14 protein-coding genes are annotated in these 15,369 nt (G+C 68.8%); 6 read left to right on the plus strand and 8 right to left on the minus strand.

Features of this window, described 5'->3' with window-relative positions:
• Positions 1 to 4: 4 nt before the first annotated feature.
• A complete protein-coding gene (locus tag JWP60_RS13205; protein WP_299791815.1) occupies positions 5 to 718 on the minus strand; it encodes a hypothetical protein in 714 nt (237 codons plus the stop codon).
• Positions 719 to 927: 209 nt separating this feature from the next.
• Here JWP60_RS13205 and moaA point away from each other — a divergent pair, with 209 nt between their 5' ends.
• Genes moaA through glp form a run of 3 tightly spaced genes read left to right on the plus strand, consistent with a single transcriptional unit; the run spans position 928 to position 4,007 of the window.
• The gene (moaA, locus tag JWP60_RS13210; protein WP_299791818.1) at positions 928 to 2,043 is read left to right on the plus strand and encodes a GTP 3',8-cyclase MoaA; all 1,116 of its coding nucleotides are present in this window, start codon (positions 928 to 930) and stop codon (positions 2,041 to 2,043) included.
• A gap of 9 nt (positions 2,044 to 2,052) precedes the next feature.
• Positions 2,053 to 2,664 carry a molybdenum cofactor guanylyltransferase MobA gene (mobA, locus tag JWP60_RS13215; protein ID WP_299791821.1) on the plus strand — a complete coding sequence of 204 codons (612 nt, stop codon included), beginning with the start codon at positions 2,053 to 2,055 and terminating at the stop codon, positions 2,662 to 2,664.
• Positions 2,665 to 2,720: 56 nt separating this feature from the next.
• Complete coding sequence (glp, locus tag JWP60_RS13220; protein ID WP_299791824.1) at positions 2,721 to 4,007, plus strand: gephyrin-like molybdotransferase Glp; 1,287 nt, start codon at positions 2,721 to 2,723, stop codon at positions 4,005 to 4,007.
• Positions 4,008 to 4,131: 124 nt separating this feature from the next.
• On the opposite strand, the gene JWP60_RS13225 is transcribed toward glp, so the two are convergent.
• The 6 genes from JWP60_RS13225 to JWP60_RS13250 form a co-directional block, all read right to left on the minus strand.
• Positions 4,132 to 5,229, minus strand: coding sequence for an exo-alpha-sialidase (locus JWP60_RS13225; protein WP_299791827.1), 1,098 nt, complete (start codon positions 5,227 to 5,229; stop codon positions 4,132 to 4,134).
• 1 nt (position 5,230) lies between these two features.
• On the minus strand, positions 5,231 to 5,500 hold the full coding sequence (locus JWP60_RS13230) for a MoaD/ThiS family protein (protein WP_299791831.1): 270 nt from the start codon (positions 5,498 to 5,500) through the stop codon (positions 5,231 to 5,233).
• 48 nt (positions 5,501 to 5,548) lie between these two features.
• The gene (locus JWP60_RS13235; protein ID WP_299791834.1) at positions 5,549 to 8,722 is read right to left on the minus strand and encodes an efflux RND transporter permease subunit; all 3,174 of its coding nucleotides are present in this window, start codon (positions 8,720 to 8,722) and stop codon (positions 5,549 to 5,551) included.
• A complete protein-coding gene (locus JWP60_RS13240) occupies positions 8,719 to 9,936 on the minus strand; it encodes an efflux RND transporter periplasmic adaptor subunit (protein WP_299791837.1) in 1,218 nt (405 codons plus the stop codon). The genes JWP60_RS13235 and JWP60_RS13240 overlap by 4 nt, the downstream gene beginning before the upstream one ends.
• A gap of 171 nt (positions 9,937 to 10,107) precedes the next feature.
• On the minus strand, positions 10,108 to 10,557 hold the full coding sequence (gene rnhA, locus JWP60_RS13245) for a ribonuclease HI (protein WP_299791840.1): 450 nt from the start codon (positions 10,555 to 10,557) through the stop codon (positions 10,108 to 10,110).
• Positions 10,554 to 11,348 carry a methyltransferase domain-containing protein gene (locus JWP60_RS13250; RefSeq protein ID WP_299791843.1) on the minus strand — a complete coding sequence of 265 codons (795 nt, stop codon included), beginning with the start codon at positions 11,346 to 11,348 and terminating at the stop codon, positions 10,554 to 10,556. Before JWP60_RS13250 ends, rnhA begins: the two co-directional genes overlap by 4 nt.
• Between JWP60_RS13250 and gloB the strand changes: the two genes are divergently transcribed.
• The 3 genes from gloB (at position 11,347) to JWP60_RS13265 (ending at position 14,321) form a co-directional block, all read left to right on the plus strand.
• A complete protein-coding gene (gloB, locus tag JWP60_RS13255) occupies positions 11,347 to 12,123 on the plus strand; it encodes a hydroxyacylglutathione hydrolase (protein WP_299791845.1) in 777 nt (258 codons plus the stop codon). The two genes, JWP60_RS13250 and gloB, sit on opposite strands and share 2 nt — an antisense overlap.
• Complete coding sequence (locus tag JWP60_RS13260; RefSeq protein WP_299791848.1) at positions 12,120 to 13,703, plus strand: transglycosylase SLT domain-containing protein; 1,584 nt, start codon at positions 12,120 to 12,122, stop codon at positions 13,701 to 13,703. The genes gloB and JWP60_RS13260 overlap by 4 nt, the downstream gene beginning before the upstream one ends.
• 204 nt (positions 13,704 to 13,907) lie before the next feature.
• Positions 13,908 to 14,321: a hypothetical protein gene (locus JWP60_RS13265; RefSeq protein WP_299791851.1), complete on the plus strand. Its 414-nt coding sequence runs from the start codon at positions 13,908 to 13,910 to the stop codon at positions 14,319 to 14,321.
• A 183-nt stretch (positions 14,322 to 14,504) separates the two neighbouring features.
• On the opposite strand, the gene JWP60_RS13270 is transcribed toward JWP60_RS13265, so the two are convergent.
• Complete coding sequence (locus JWP60_RS13270) at positions 14,505 to 15,311, minus strand: ABC transporter permease (RefSeq protein WP_299791854.1); 807 nt, start codon at positions 15,309 to 15,311, stop codon at positions 14,505 to 14,507.
• Between the last annotated feature and the right edge of the window lie 58 nt (positions 15,312 to 15,369).

Here is a 15,369-nt window from a genome sequence, read left to right on the forward strand (position 1 = left end):
GTCCTCATTGCATCCCGGGAAAGTCCTTGAGCAGCGTCTCCACCGTCTCGACGGCGGGATGCGGCTCGCGCAGGTCGCCGGACATCCGGTCGATGCGGTTGAACCAGAGAACGCGCCCGGTGTTCAGGTCCACCAGCGAAGCGTAGCCCTCCTGCTCGCCGCCGAGGCTGAGCGCGCCGACCATCGCCAGCGCCAGCATCGCCGCCTTGCGCTCGTTGCTGGCATAGCTGTCGCGCATCCAGGTGAAGAGCGCGTAGTCGGCACCCGTGCGTTCCTTGAGCGGCCGCACCGCGTCGCCCAGCGACCAGTCCAGCGCCTTGCCCTTGGTGGCCAGTTCCATCAGGCCGCTGCGATGGTGCATGTTGATCGCCTCGGCGACCGCGCGGTGCAGGTTGATGATGTCGGCGAACTCGTCACCTTGCGCCGCGTCCAGCACCGTGACCTGGGCGCCCAGGCGCTTGCCCTGCGTGCCCAGGGCGCTGACGAAGTTCTTCTGCGCCGCATCCGTCCAGTCGGCCCGCGGCTCGATCACGCCGCCGGCGCTCATCGAGAACAGCTCCATGTCGGCGGGCAGCACCACCAGCCGCGAGCCGGCGGTGCGCGCCGTGAAGCCGGGGGCCAGGTGTTCGGGCGGTTCTTCGGCTTGCGCCGGGGCCGCGGCGGCCAAGAGCATGGCGAGCAGCAGCGCCAGGCTGCCGCGGGATGCGAACGGGGGCATGTGGGACTCCTGCCTCTGGGACCGGTTCGGGGAAGCAAGCACTTTATGCAGAGGCACGGCGCGGTCCAGCCTCTGGCGTGCGTCAGGGCGAATTCAACGCCGGCGCGCGTAGTATTCACAGGGCCGTTCGCTTTGAACAACAGGCTTGCCCCGGCGTCGCGCCAGCCCCGCGGGTTGGCAGGTCTTGCGGCCGGCCGCACAATCGCCGGATGGCAGAACGCGTGATCCCGCTGGTCGACCAGCGCCTGAGGGCGCTGCGCGCCACCCTGCCCGCACAGCCGCTGGCCGCCAGCGGCCTGGTCGCCGACGCCCTGGGGCGGCCGCTGCGCGACCTGCGCATCAGCGTCACCGATCGCTGCAACTTCCGCTGCAGCTACTGCATGCCCAAGGAGGTGTTCGACAAGAACTACCAGTACCTGCCGCATGCGTCGCTGCTGAGCTTCGAGGAAATCACGCGGCTGGCCGGCCAGTTCCTGGCCCATGGCGTGCACAAGATCCGTCTCACGGGCGGCGAGCCGCTGCTGCGCAAGAACCTCGAGGTGCTGGTCGCGCAACTCGCGCAACTGCGCACCGTCGAAGGTATGCCGCCGGAACTGACGCTCACCACCAATGGCTCGCTGCTGGCGCGCAAGGCCCAGGCGCTGAAGGAGGCGGGGCTGCAACGCGTGACGGTCAGCCTCGACGGCCTCGACGACACCGTGTTCCGATCCATGAACGACGTGGACTTCCCCGTGGCCGAAGTGCTGGATGGCATCGCGGCGGCGCGCGCGGCGGGGCTCGGGCCGATCAAGGTGAACATGGTGGTCAAGCGCGGCACCAACGACCACGAGATCCTGGCCATGGCGCGCCACTTCCGCGGCACCGGCGTCGTGCTGCGCTTTATCGAGTACATGGACGTGGGCGCCACCAACGGCTGGCGCATGGACGAAGTGATGCCCTCGGACGAAGTGCGCCAGCGGATCGCGTCCGAGTTCCCCCTGCAGCCGCTGTCCCCGGCCACCCCGGGCGAGACGGCGCAGCGCTGGGCCTATGCGGACGGCGCCGGCGAGGTCGGCTTCATCAGCAGTGTCACGCAGGCCTTCTGCGGTGACTGCAATCGCGCGCGCCTCTCCACCGAAGGCAAGCTCTACCTGTGCCTGTTCGCCAGCAACGGCTACGACCTGCGCTCGCTGCTGCGTGAGGGCGCCAGCGATGCCGACCTGGCGTCCGCCATCGGCCACATCTGGCAGGGCCGCGACGACCGCTATTCCGAACTGCGCGGCAGCTTGCCCGCCGACAGCGCCGGCGGTGGCCGCCGCGTGGAGATGAGTTACATCGGCGGATAATCGCCCGCCATGGACAAGGACCAGATCACCGGCGTGATCCTCGCCGGCGGCCGCGGCTCGCGCATGGGCGGGGCGGACAAGGGACTGCAGAACTTCCGCGGCATGCCGATGGCGATGTTCACGCTGCTGCGGCTGGCGCCCCAGGTGGGCGAGATCATGATCAATGCCAACCGCAACCTGGCCGCGTACGAATCATTCGGCGTGCCCGTCTGGCAGGACAGCCTGAGCGATTACGCGGGGCCGCTGGCCGGCATGCTGTGCGCGCTGGAACACTGCGAGACCGACTACCTGGTCACCACGCCGTGCGACACGCCGCTGTTCCCCACCGACCTGGTGGCGCGCCTGGCCGAGGCGCTGGAGCGCGAGGACGCCGAGATCGCCATGGCCGCAGCCAGCGAGGAAGATGGCCAGGTGCGCGCCCAGCCGGTGTTCTCGCTCCTCAAGCGCGAGCTGATGGAAAGCCTGGTGCGCTTCACCCATGAGGGCGGCCGCAAGATCGACGCCTGGACGGCGCAGCACCGCACGGTGCTGGTCCCCTTCGATCGCGAGGGCGACGATCCAGCCGCGTTCTTCAACGCCAACACGGTCGCCGAGCTGCATCGGCTCGAGCAGTCTTCATGAGCCCGCCGGGCCGCCGCCAGGGCGACGACCGGAGTGCACACGAGGCAGGCACTCCCATGCCCCGCATCGCCGAGATTGCCGCGCGGCTGCAAGCTTACGACCCGCAGGCGCTGAGTGCCGAGGCCGTCGGCGAGTTCCTGGCGCAGCTGGTGACGCCGGTGCGCGAGACGGAGTCCGTGGGCATCTTCGATGCGCTCGGGCGTGTGCTTGCCGCCGACCTGGTCTCGCCGATCAGCGTGCCGCCGCACGACAACTCCGCGATGGATGGCTACGCCTTCGCGGGAGCGCAACTCGCGCAAGGCGCGCTGCGGCTGCAGATGATGGGCACCGCGCTGGCGGGCAAGGCCTGGCCCGGCCAGGTGCAGGCCGGCCAGTGCGTGAAGATCATGACCGGCGCCGTGATGCCGGCGGGCCTGGACACCGTCGTGCCGCAAGAGTTGGTGTCGCTGGAGGGCGAGGTGGTCTCCGTTCCCGCCGGCGTGCTGCAGCCCGGCGACAACCGTCGCTGTGCCGGCGAGGACCTGATGGCGGGCGAGCCGGCGCTGCGCGCGGGCGAACGCCTCGGCCCCGCGGCCTGCGGCCTGGTCGCAAGCCTGGGCATTGCGCAGGTCGAAGTGTTCCGCCGGCTGAAGGTCGCCTACTTCTCCACGGGCGACGAGATCCTGAGCATGGGTGAGCCGCCGCGCGAGGGCGCCGTCTACGACAGCAATCGCTACACGGTGCATGGACTGCTCACGCGACTCGGTTGTGAGGTCATCGATCTCGGCGTCGTGCGCGACCAGCCGGCGCTGCTGGAGCAGGCCTTCCGTGGGGCCGCCGCGCGCGCCGACGCCATCATCACCAGCGGCGGCGTGAGCGTCGGCGAGGCCGACTACACCAAGGCCATGATGAAGAAGCTGGGCGACGTGGCCTTCTGGCGCATCGCGATGCGGCCGGGTCGGCCGATGGCGGTGGGGCGCATCCCGGCGGGTGAGGCGAGCGGCGCGGGCGAAGCGGTCCTGTTCGGGCTGCCGGGCAATCCGGTGGCGGTGATGGTCACCTTCCTCGCGTTCGTGCGCCCTGCCCTGCTGCGCATGATGGGCGCGCGGCAGACCGCGCCCGTGCTGCTGAAGGCGCGCAGCGCCGAAGCGATGCGCAAGAAGCCGGGCCGCACCGAGTACCAGCGCGGCATCGTCAGCCGCAGCGCCGATGGCGGGCTGGAGGTTCGCACGACCGGCAACCAGGGTTCGGGCGTGCTCAGTTCGATGGTGCAGGCGAATGGATTGATCGTGCTGCACCACGCGCAGGGCCATGTGGCCGCGGGAGATGCCGTGGATGTGATGATGTTCGAGGGGGCGATCTGAGGTTCGGCGGTTGATCGGCTCGTAGGCTGGGCTGCCCGAAGGGCACCCCAGCGATGTCGCCCGTGAGCCGCCCCGCTGGGGTTCGCTGCGCGAAGCCCAGCCTACCTGTTGCGCCCCGAATCCTTTACACGAATCGAACCGCCGCAATCGGCGGCAGGTCCCGCGAGATGCAATGCCACCGCGTCCCCGGTCCCGCGCCTTCGTCTTCACTGATCCACAGCCCACCCGTCGTCGAGCCGATCGCCAGCGTGCTGCCGTCGTCCGTGCACGCGAGACCGTGGCGGTAGACGAGGTGATAGGCATCGTGCGGTGGCAGGCCGTAGCCCAGGCTCTCGAAGCTGCGGCCGCCGTCGCGCGTTTCGTTCACCACCAGGCGGCCGTCGACCGGCACGCGCTGGGCATCCGAATGGGCCGGCACGAACCACGCGCGCTGCGGGTCCGTGGGATGCGCGGCGACGGCGAAGCCGAAGCCGCTGGGCATCGGCGCCTCGATCGCCTGCCACTGCGCGCCGCCGTCCTCGCTGCGGTAGATGCCGCCGTGGTGCTGCGCCCAGAGGACGTCGGGCTGCGCCGCGCAGGCGGAGATGCGGTGCACGTCCTGCACGTTGCCCTCGAAGCGGCGCTCGGGCGGCATGTAGGCCCCGGCGTCGAAGCCCTGCGAAGTGTTGGCCCAGCTCGCCCCGCCGTCGCGCGTGCGCCAGACCCCGGCGCAGGAGATCGCCAGCATCACGTCGGCAGGATCGCGCGGATCGATCACGATCGAATGGATGCCCGCGTGGTCGTAGCCGCCGCCGAACCAGGCAGGCCGGTCGGGGCGCTCCCACAGGCTGTCGATCAGGCGCCAGCTTTCGCCGCGGTCGTCGGAGACGAACAGCCCGGCCGGCATCGCACCGGCCCACAAGCGCCCGCCTCCGGCTTCCAGCGCCCAGAGCAGGTCGACGGTCCACGGGGTGGTGTCGTCCTTCATCGGTCCTTCGGTGGGCTTGGGCGGAAAGGCCGGCGCGGCGACCTCGCGCCAGCTCGCGCCGCCATCGTCGCTGCGCTTGATCTTCACGCCGAAGTGGCCGAGCCGCAGCGCGGCATACCAGCTGCCGTCGTGCGGATCGTGCAGCACCTGGGTGACCGGCTCGCCGGGGAAATGAGGCCGTCCGGGCTGCCAGCCGTGGCGGCCCTTCTCGACCACGAACAGGCCCTTGCGCGACCCGACCAGCAGCTTCTGCATCTCAACCTCCCGTCAGGGCCTGGATCACCTGGATGCGATCGTCGGCCTGCAGCGGGCCCGCGAGCTCGCTGCGGCTGGCGATCATCTCGCCGTTGATGAACACCGCCACGTGCTTGCGCACGCAGCCCTGCTCGTCCAGCACGTAGCCGCGCATCGCCGGTGCCGCGGCAAAGGCGGCCTCGAGCGCGCTGCGCAGCGTGGCGGCGCCCACCTCCTGCGGTGGACACGGGACGTGGCGCGTCAACGCCGGCGCGAAGGTGACGGTGGGCATGCGGGGCCATTGCACACCGGCCGGCCCGCCGGGTCAATGCCCCGCTGCCTACTTGGCGATCAGGTCGTGTGCGTGCGCCGGCCGCGAGAAGATGCGCTTGCCGAGCGCGTCCAGGTCCTGCACCGGTCCGCGGCCGCTGTAGCGCTCCAGCGCCAGGTAGATCGCCGGCGTGATGTACAGCGTGACCACCTGCGAGAAGATCAGGCCGCCCGAAACGGCCAGGCCCAGCGGCTGCCGCAGTTCGGCGCCCGCGCCCAGGCCCAGGGCGATCGGCAGCGCGCCCATCAGCGCGGCCAGCGTCGTCATCAGGATCGGGCGGAAGCGCAGGCGGCAGGCCTCGCGGATCGCCTCGCGCGGCGTCATGCCCAGCTCGCGCTGTGCATGCAGGGCGAAGTCGATCATCATGATCGCGTTCTTCTTGACGATGCCGATCAGCATCAGGATGCCGATGGTGGCGATCAGCGTCAGGTCGAAGCCGAACAGCTTGAGCGACAGCAGCGCGCCCACGGTGGCCGAGGGCAGCCCGGCGAGGATGGTGAGCGGGTGGATGTAGCTCTCGTAGAGCACACCCAGCAGCACGTAGATGACCAGCACCGCCGAGATCAGCAGCACGGCCTGGCTGCCCTGCGAATCCTGGAACACCGCGGCGTCGCCACCGTAGCTGGTGATGATCGAGGGCGGCAGCTTCAGCTCGCGCCCGAACTGGTCGATCTTGCCGGTGGCCACGCCCAGCGGAGTGTCCGGGGCCAGGTTGAACGAGATCGTGATGGCCTGCAGCTGACCCTGGTGGTTGACCGCGGTCGGCCCCACGGTGCGATCCACCTGCGCCAGGGCCGACAAGGGCACCAGCGAGCCGTTGCGCCCGCGCAGGTTGATCTTGGACACGCCATCCTCGAAGCGCCGGTCCTCGTTGGCCGCCTCCAGGATCACCAGGTAGCTGTTCGCCGAGCTGTAGATGGTGGAGACCTGGCGCTCGCCGAAGGCGTCGTACAGCGCGTTGCGCACGTCGCCGATCTGCACGCCCAGCAGGTTGGCCTTGTCGCGGTCGATGCGCAGCGAGGCCTGCAGGCCGCGGTTCTGCGAGTCGCTGGTGACGTCGCGGAAGACCGGGTCGTTGCGCATGCGTTCCATCATGCGGTTGGACCAGTCGGACAGCGCATCGGCGCTGACGCTCTGCATCGCGTACTGGTAGCGGCTCTTGCTGGCCCGGCCACCGAGCTGCAGGTTCTGGATCGGCCGCAGGTAGACCAGCATGCCGGGCACCTGCCGGACGGCACGGCGCAGCGACTCCATCACCTGCGGCATCTTCACGCGCTCGCTGCGCGGCTTCAGGGAAACGAAGATGCGGCCGGTGTTGAGCGTGCCGTTGTTGCCGCCGGCGCCGATGAAGGAGCTCACGTCCTGCACGTTCGGGTCCTTCTTGATCGCGTCGGCGATCTTGTCCTGCAGGGCCAGCATCGCCGGGAAGGAGATGTCCTCCGAAGCCTCGGTGGTCACCTGGATCTGGCCGATGTCCTCCTCGGGGAAGAAGCCCTTGGGCATCGTCGTGGCCAGGTAGCCCGTGATCACGAAGGTGGCTGCCGCCAGCAGCAGCATCACGTTGCGATGCTTCAGCGTCCAGTCGAGCGTGTGCATGTAGAAGCCATGCACGCCGCGGAACATGCGTTCGAAAGTGCGCCCCACCCAGCCGCCGGGCGTGTGCTCGATGGCGTCGCGATCCGCGTGGTTGCCGCCGTCGCTCTCCTCGTGCTTGAGGAAGCGGCTGGCCAGCATCGGCACCAGCGTGAGCGACACCGCCGCCGACACCAGCACCGCCAGCGACACCACCACCGCGAATTCGTGGAACAGCAGGCCGATCACGCCGGGCATGAAGAAGATCGGGATGAACACCGCCACCAGCGAGATCGAGATCGAGACGATGGTGAAGCCCATCTCGCGCGATCCCTTCAGGGCGGCCTGCATCGGCGGCATGCCCTCCTCCATGTGGCGCACGATGTTCTCCAGCACCACGATGGCATCGTCCACCACCAGGCCGACGGCCAGCGTGATGCCCAGCAGCGAGACGTTGTCGAGGCTGTAGCCCAGCCAGTACAGCAGCGCGATGGCCCCGATCAGCGAGATCGGCATGGTCACGGCGGGGATCAGCGTCGCCATCACGCGGTGCAGGAACAGGTAGATCACCAGCACCACCAGCAGCACCGTGAGACCGAGCGTGATGTTCACGTCGTGCATGGCCTCGCGGATCGACTGCGAGCGGTCGTTGACCACGTTGATGTTGATCGACTGCGGCAGCTGCGAGCGGAACAGCGGCACCAGCTTGCGCACCGCGTCCACCACCTGCACGGTGTTGGCGTTCGGCTGGCGCTGCACCGACAGCAGGATGGAGCGCTCGCCGTTGTAGCTGGCCGAGGTCTTGACCGACTCGTAGCTGTCCTCCACCGTGGCCACTTCCGACAGGCGCACCGGCGCACCGTTCTTGGAGGCGATGATGATGTCGGAGAACTCCTTGGCGCTCTTCAACTGCGCGTTCGCCTGGATGGTGAGCGTCTGGCGCGGGCCGTCGAGGGTGCCGATCGGCGTGTTGGAGTTGGCCGACTTGATGGCCGCGGCCAGGTCCTCGAGCGTGATGCCGCGGGCATTGAGCAGGTCGGAGTTCGCCCGCACGCGCACGGCAAAGCGCTTCTGCCCGTTGACGTTGACCTGCGCCACGCCGTCGACGGTGGACAGCGTCGGCGCGATCAGGTTCTCGGCATAGTCGTCCAGCTCCGCCAGGCCCATGGAGGGCGAGTTCAGCGCGATGAACAGCACCGGCGCGTCGGCCGGGTTGACCTTGCGGTACGAGGGCAGTTGCGTCAGTTCCGCGGGCAGTTGCCGTTGCGCGCGCAACAATGCCGCCTGGACGTCGACGGCGGCAGCGTCGATGTCACGCGACGGGTCGAATTCCAGCGTGATCTGCGAGTTGCCCAGCGTATTGACCGAGCTGATCAGCTTCAAGCCAGCGATGGTCGAGAACTGCTTTTCCAGCGGCAGCGCCACCGAGGCGGCCATGGTGTCGGGCGAGGCCCCGGGCAGCTGCGCGTTGACCGAGATCACCGGCGTGTTGTAGCTGGGAAGCGCCGAGATCGGGATCTTCAGGTAGGCCAGGATGCCCGCGACCACGACGGCTGCCGACAGCAGCACGGTCATGACCGGCCGCCGGATGCACAGCTCGGAAATGTTCATGTCGGATCCCTCTTGGCCGAAGCCACCGGGCCGGGGCCAGGGCCGGCGCCGGGCCCAGGGGCGGTGCCGGTCTGCGACCGCTCGAGGCGCACGCGCGAGCCCGGTCGCAGGTTCTGCTTGCCTTCGACGACCACGCGCTCGCCCGGCTGCAGCCCGGTCAGCGCTGCCTGGTCACCGAAGGAATAGGCGATCTCCACCGCTCGCGGCTGCACAGTGTCGCCCTTGATGACGTACACCAGGCGGCCGGTCGGGCCGGTGATCACCGCTGCCGCCGGCACCACCACGGCGCCCTTGAGTGTGCGCACGGTGACGCTGGTGTTGACGTACTGCCCGGGCCACAGCAGATTCTCGTGATTCTCGAAGGTGGCCTTGGCGCGCACGGTGCCCACCTGCGGATCCACCGTGTTGTCGACGAAGGTCAGCGTGCCCTTGAGCGGCACGGCGCGCCCGGGAATCGCGGCCAGCACCGGCGAGCGCTGCTGCGCGGCATCCAGCAGGTCCTGCAGCCGGCCCTCGGGCACCGGGAACTGCACGGCGATCGGAGTGAGCTGCGTGACGGTGACGAGGGTCGTTCCCGGTTGCGCGAGCGAGCCGGCGAAGACGGCAATGGTGCCGGTGCGCCCGAAGATCGGCGCGCGGATCTCGTCGTAACTCAGTTGCACCTGGGCCGACTGCACCGCGGCGCGGTCGGCCGCGACGGCGGCGCGCTGCGCTTCGAGCTGCGCGAGCACGGTGTCGGTCGCGCTCTTGGCGATGAAGTTCTGCGCCAGCAACTCCTCGCTGCGCTTGTACTGCCGCTCGAAGTCGGCCAGCTGGGCCTGGTCCTTCTGCTGCTGCGCCTTGGCCTTTTCCAGGTTGGCGACGTCGGCGCGCGCATCCAGCGTGAACAGCAACTGGCCCGCATGGACCGTGTCGCCCTCCTTCACGTGGACCTTGGCGACCATGTTGCTCACCTGCGGCCGCACGTCCACGCTGTTCAGGGAGACCACGCTGCCGTTGACCGTGACGGTGACCGGCACGTCCTGGCTCTGGGCCACGGCCAGCGTCACCAGGGAGGCCTGCCCGCTGGCACCTGCGCGGGGGGCACCCGCGGCACGCGACTCGCCCCCGGGCGCAGGCTGCGCAGCGCTGCGTCCGTAGAACCACCATCCACCGACGGCACAGGCCAGGACTGCAGCGGCTGCGGCAGTGTAGATTCTCTTGGCTGAAGCCATGAACGGGTCCGTCTTGCGTGTTGAAACGAGCGCTCGCGCGCAGGCCTGCAGGGGCCCTGAAAGCGCAATGTAACAGGGGGTTGCCGCAACAAGAAGTGGTACCGCCCCAGGTCCGGCGGCGCAAGTCGGCCTTGCCTGCGGATTTACGCCTGCTTTACGCGATGCCGGTGTTCAGCGCCGCGCGAGTGCCTGGTTGACGCCGAGGTTGGCCAGCGCGTCGGCCCGTTCGTTGCCCGGGTCGCCGTTGTGGCCGCGCACCCAGCGCCAGTCCACGACGTGCCCGCCCTGCAGCAGAAGATCGTCCAGACGCCGCCACAGTTCCGCGTTCTTCACCGGTTGCTTGCTGGCGGTCTTCCAGCCCTTGGCCTTCCAGCCGGGCAACCACTCGGTGATGCCCTTCAGCACGTACTGGCTGTCCAGGTAGAGCGTCACGGCGCACGGCCGCTTGAGCGCCTCCAGCGCCTGGATCACGGCCATCAGCTCCATGCGGTTGTTGGTGGTGCTGGCCTCGCCGCCATACAGCTCCTTCTGGTGCGTGCCGGAGCGCATCAGCACGCCCCAGCCCCCCGGACCGGGATTGCCCTTGCAGGCCCCGTCCGTGTAGATCTCGATCTGGTTCATTCAGTAATGCTTGTCGCCTCGGGCGCTGCTTCGCGCTGGCTGCGGTTGGCCACGGGCACCGGTGCGCGCGCGAGGCGCTTGGCCGTCTTCCACGCAGGCCCGATCAACTTGATGCCGCGCACGCGTTTGACGGCGACGATGAAATAAGCCGCGCCGAAGATCGGCCACGAGCGTTCGCCCACCGCGTCCATCCAGGAAAAGCGCTCCAGCCATTTCTCGCTGCCGAAGGCCGGCCGGTAGCAGCCGAAGCTGCTGGTCTCGACTTCGAAACTCAGAAGCCGCAGCCAGTCGCGCACCCGCCAGTAGCCGATGAACTCGCCGGCATCGGGCAGGTAAAGCTCGCCGAAACCGAGGCGTCGATAGACATGCGCGCGGCGCTGGCGCAGGCCCCAGAGGCTGGCCGGATTGAGGCAGCAGATCACCAGCTTGCCCTCGGGCACCAGCACGCGCTCGACTTCGCGCAGCGTGGTGTGCGGATCGAGATTGAGCTCCAGCGAGTGCGGCAGCACGACCAGGTCGAGACTGTTCTCCTCGAAGGGCAGCGCGCCGAAGTCGGTGACCAGGTCCGGCTTGACCAGTCCGGTGGCGGCCTCCGCCTCGCGCAGCGCCAGCCACTTGTGCGGCATGCGGTTGGTCTCGAGGGCATCGAGCTCAGGCAGGCCCATTTGGAGCGCGTGGTAGCCGAAGATGTCGCCGACCGCCTGGTCGAACTCGGCCTTCTCCCAGGCCAGCAGATACCTGCCAGGCGGGGTTTCGAACCACTGCTGCATTCCTATAATCCGGTCGCTCATGAACTTGACCCCACTGCCTGCGTTCCAGGACAACTATCTCTGGCTGTTGCACGACGGACAGCGGGCGCTGGTCGTCGACCCTGGCGACGCCGGTCCCGTGCAGGCCTTCCTGGCCGCGCACGCCCTGCGACTGGACGCGATTCTAGTCACGCACCATCACCTGGATCACATCGGCGGCGTGGCCACGCTGCGCGAGGCGACCGGCGCGCGCGTGTTCGGGCCGGCCCGCGAGAAGATCCCGGAGCCCTTCGCCCCATTGGCCGAAGGCGACCGCATCGAGGTGCTCGGACTGCCCTTCGAGGTGTTCGACGTCCCCGGCCATACCGCGGGCCACATCGCCTATTACTGTGAAGAGTTCAAGGGCGCGCCGCTTGTCTTCTGCGGCGACACCCTGTTTTCCGGCGGCTGCGGCCGCGTGTTCGAGGGCACGCCGGCGCAGATGCTCGGCTCCCTGGACAAGCTCGCGGCCCTGCCCGGGACCACCCGGGTGTGCTGTACCCACGAATACACCCTCGGAAACCTGAAATTTGCCACAGCTGTCGAGCCGGGAAATACCCAGCTGATCCATTACCAGCAACAATGCGCGCAAAGGCGCTCGCAGGGCGAGCCGACGCTGCCCTCCACGATGGCGCTGGAGAACAGTGTCAATCCTTTCCTGCGCACGCGGCAAGCGGCCGTGGCGCAGGCCGCCCACCAGCACGATGCGGCGGCGGACCCAGCAGATCCCGTCGCGGTGTTCGCGGCGTTGCGCCAATGGAAGAACGAGTTCCGATGAAGTACCAGCTACTCGCCCTGATTTCCGCCCTGGCCCTGGCCGGCTGCGCAACCACGTCGGGTCCCGACGGAGCGCTCGCCGGCGTCGAATCCCGGGAGGCGCGCACCGGCCTGGAAGCCAAGGCGCACGCTCCCGCGGTGATTCCCCAGGGGCCGATGTCGGCGATCAAGTCCTCGGAGGTGAGCTCGCAGTCGGTCGCCGCGCTCGAGCCGCCGTCCGACATGTGGGTGCGCATCCGCCGCGGCTTTGCCATGCCGCCGCTGGAGAACGATCTCGTCCACCAGCAGGAGCAGTGGTACGCGCAGCGGCCCGACTACCTGCAGCGCATGACGGACCGCTCGCGCAAGTACCTGTTCCACATCGTCGAGGAACTCGAGCGCCGCAACATGCCGACCGAGCTGGCGCTGCTGCCCTTCATCGAAAGCGCGTTCAATCCGCAGGCGGTGTCCAGCGCCCGCGCGGCCGGCATGTGGCAGTTCATGCCCGCCACCGGCAACACCTTCAACCTGAAGCAGAACATCTTCCGCGACGACCGCCGCTCGGTGCTCGACTCCACCCGCGCCGCGCTCGATTACCTGCAGAAGCTGTATGGCATGTTCGGCGACTGGCACCTCGCGCTGGCCGCGTACAACTGGGGCGAAGGCAACGTCACGCGGGCCATTGCGCGCAACCAGAGGGCCGGCCTGGGCACCGGCTACGCCGACCTGAATCTGCCCAACGAGACGCGCAACTACGTGCCAAAGCTGCAGGCGGTGAAGAACATCATCGCCAACCCGGAGCAGTTCAACGCCGAACTGCCGCTGATCAACAACCACCCGTACTTCCAGAGCGTCACGCTGGAACGCGACATGGACGTGGCCGTCGCCGCCCACCTGGCCGACATCGAGGTCGATGACTTCAAGGCGCTCAACCCGCAGTTGAACCGGCCCGTGATCCTGGCCGCCGGCACGCCGCAGATCCTGCTGCCCTGGGACAACGCCGCCGTCTTCAAGCGCAACTTCGACGCCTACAACGAAGGCAAGTTCGCCACCTGGACGGCCTGGAGCGCACCGGCCACCATGACGGTCGCCGAGGCGGCGCGCCGCACCAGCATGAGCGAAGCCGACATTCGCGCCATCAACAGCATTCCGCCGCGCATGTTGATCAAGGCGGGCTCGGTGCTGATCGTGCCGCGCACGGGCGCGGGCCAGCTCGACGTCACCAGCCACGTCGCCGACAACGCGCAATTGAGCCTGGCGCCCGAGATCGTCACCCGTCGCACCTTCGTGCGGGCCGGCCGCCACGACTCGGTGGCCAGCATCGCCCAGCGCTACAGACTCACGCCGCACCAGGTGGCCGAGTGGAACGACGTCGGCACCAGCGCTGCCTTCCGCAAGGGCCAGCAGGTGGTGCTGTTCCTGACCGTGCGCAACAACGTCGCCCAAGCGGCGCCGCGCGTCGTGGTCCGTGGCAACGCGGTGAAGACGGTGGTGGCGCGCTCGGTGGCCAAGTCCGCGCGCGCACCGGCCAAGGCTGCACCACGGGCGCCGGTCAAGGCGGCGCCGCACCACGCGCCGGTTCCGGCGAAGAAGCGCCACTGAGGATCAGGGCCTGTAAACAGGCCCTGGAGGCTTCCCGGGCGGAAGCGAAGCCCAGCCACTCGCTGCGCCGTGCTTCAGGGGCGTTTACACGGCCTTCGTTTCATCCCTCGCAGGACGGGTCCGACGACGGGCGCCGACCCGGGCTGATCTCGCGCGACAGCCGATGTCCCGACAGTGATGTCATTCACTGCAAGGAGCATCACCATGCATCGCAAGACTCTTCTCGCCACCGCCTTCACGGTGGCCCTCGTCGGCTTGGGCGGGATTGCGCAGGCGCAAACCCGCACGACCACCACGACCACGGTCATCACGGTGGCGCCGCCGGCACCGCGCACCGAGGTCGTCCCTGCCCCGCGTGCGGGCTGGCTGTGGGCGCCGGGTCACTACGAGTACAACGGCGGCCAGTACGCCTGGAACGAAGGCCGCTGGATGCACGAGCGCTCCGGCTACGAGTACCGCGAGCCGCGCTGGGTGCAGCGCGGTGACGGCAGCTGGTACCTGGTGGGCAACAGCTGGGAGCGCCGCTTCGATGACCGCCAGGCGCGCGGCCGCGACTCCGACGGCGACGGCGTGCCGGACCGTCTCGACCGCTTCCCGCGCGATCCGAACCGCAGCTGATCCCGCTTCGTTGCAAAGGGCCCGGCCGGCCTTTGCCTTGGATGTCATTTGCGTGCTTGATCCGCAATCCACGACTGCGCTCGATCAGCCGCCGCATGGATCCCGGGTCGAGCCCGGGATGACATCCTGGGATCCCGGGTCGAGGCCGGGATGGCATCCCGCTCCCAGACTACATCCCGGCTCTCACAGCTTCTCGGTCTCCCCCTGCCGCGGCTGCCACTTCATCAGGTGGCGCTCGATCACGCCGACCAGGCCGTCGAGCGCCAGCGCAAAGCCCGTGAGCACCACGATCCCGGCGAACACCGTGTTGACGTCGAAGGTGCCTTCCGCCTGCAGGATCAGGTAACCCACGCCCCGCGCAGAGCCGAGGTACTCGCCCACCACCGCGCCGACGAAAGCCAGCCCCACCGACGTGTGCAGGCTGGAGAACACCCAGCTCGTGGCGCTGGGCAGATACACCGTGCGCAGCAATTGCCGCTGCCCCGCCCCCAGCATGCGCGCGTTGGCCAGCACCACCGGGCTCACCTCGCGCACGCCCTGGTAGACGTTGAAGAACACGATGAAGAACACCAGGCTGACGCCCAGCGCCACTTTGGACCAGATGCCGAGGCCCAGCCACAGCGCGAAGATCGGCGCCAGCACCACGCGGGGCAGGGCGTTCGCCGCCTTGATGTAGGGATCGAGCACCAGCGAGGCGAGCGGCGCCAAGCCCAGCCAGAATCCGACCGCGATGCCGCCGACCGTACCGATGGCGAAGGCCAGCAGCGTCTCGATCGTCGTCACCCACAGGTGGCGGTAGATGTCGCCGGTGCCCAGATCGTGCCAGGTGCGCGCGATCACATCGATCGGGGTGGCGAAGAAGAAGGGGTCCAGGAAGCCGAAGCGCCCGCCCAGATGCCAGATCGCCAGCAGGCCGATCAGCACGCCGGCGCGCAGCGCGAACAGGGCCGTCCGGCCGATGCGCGGCTCAGCCAAGACGCGCCTGCTCATAGGATTTCAGCACCTCGGCCTTGAGGTCGTTCCAGATCCGCCGGTGCAGATCGAGGAA

It is taken from the genome of Ramlibacter sp. (genome assembly GCF_028291745.1).
Taxonomy (GTDB): domain Bacteria; phylum Pseudomonadota; class Gammaproteobacteria; order Burkholderiales; family Burkholderiaceae_C; genus Ramlibacter.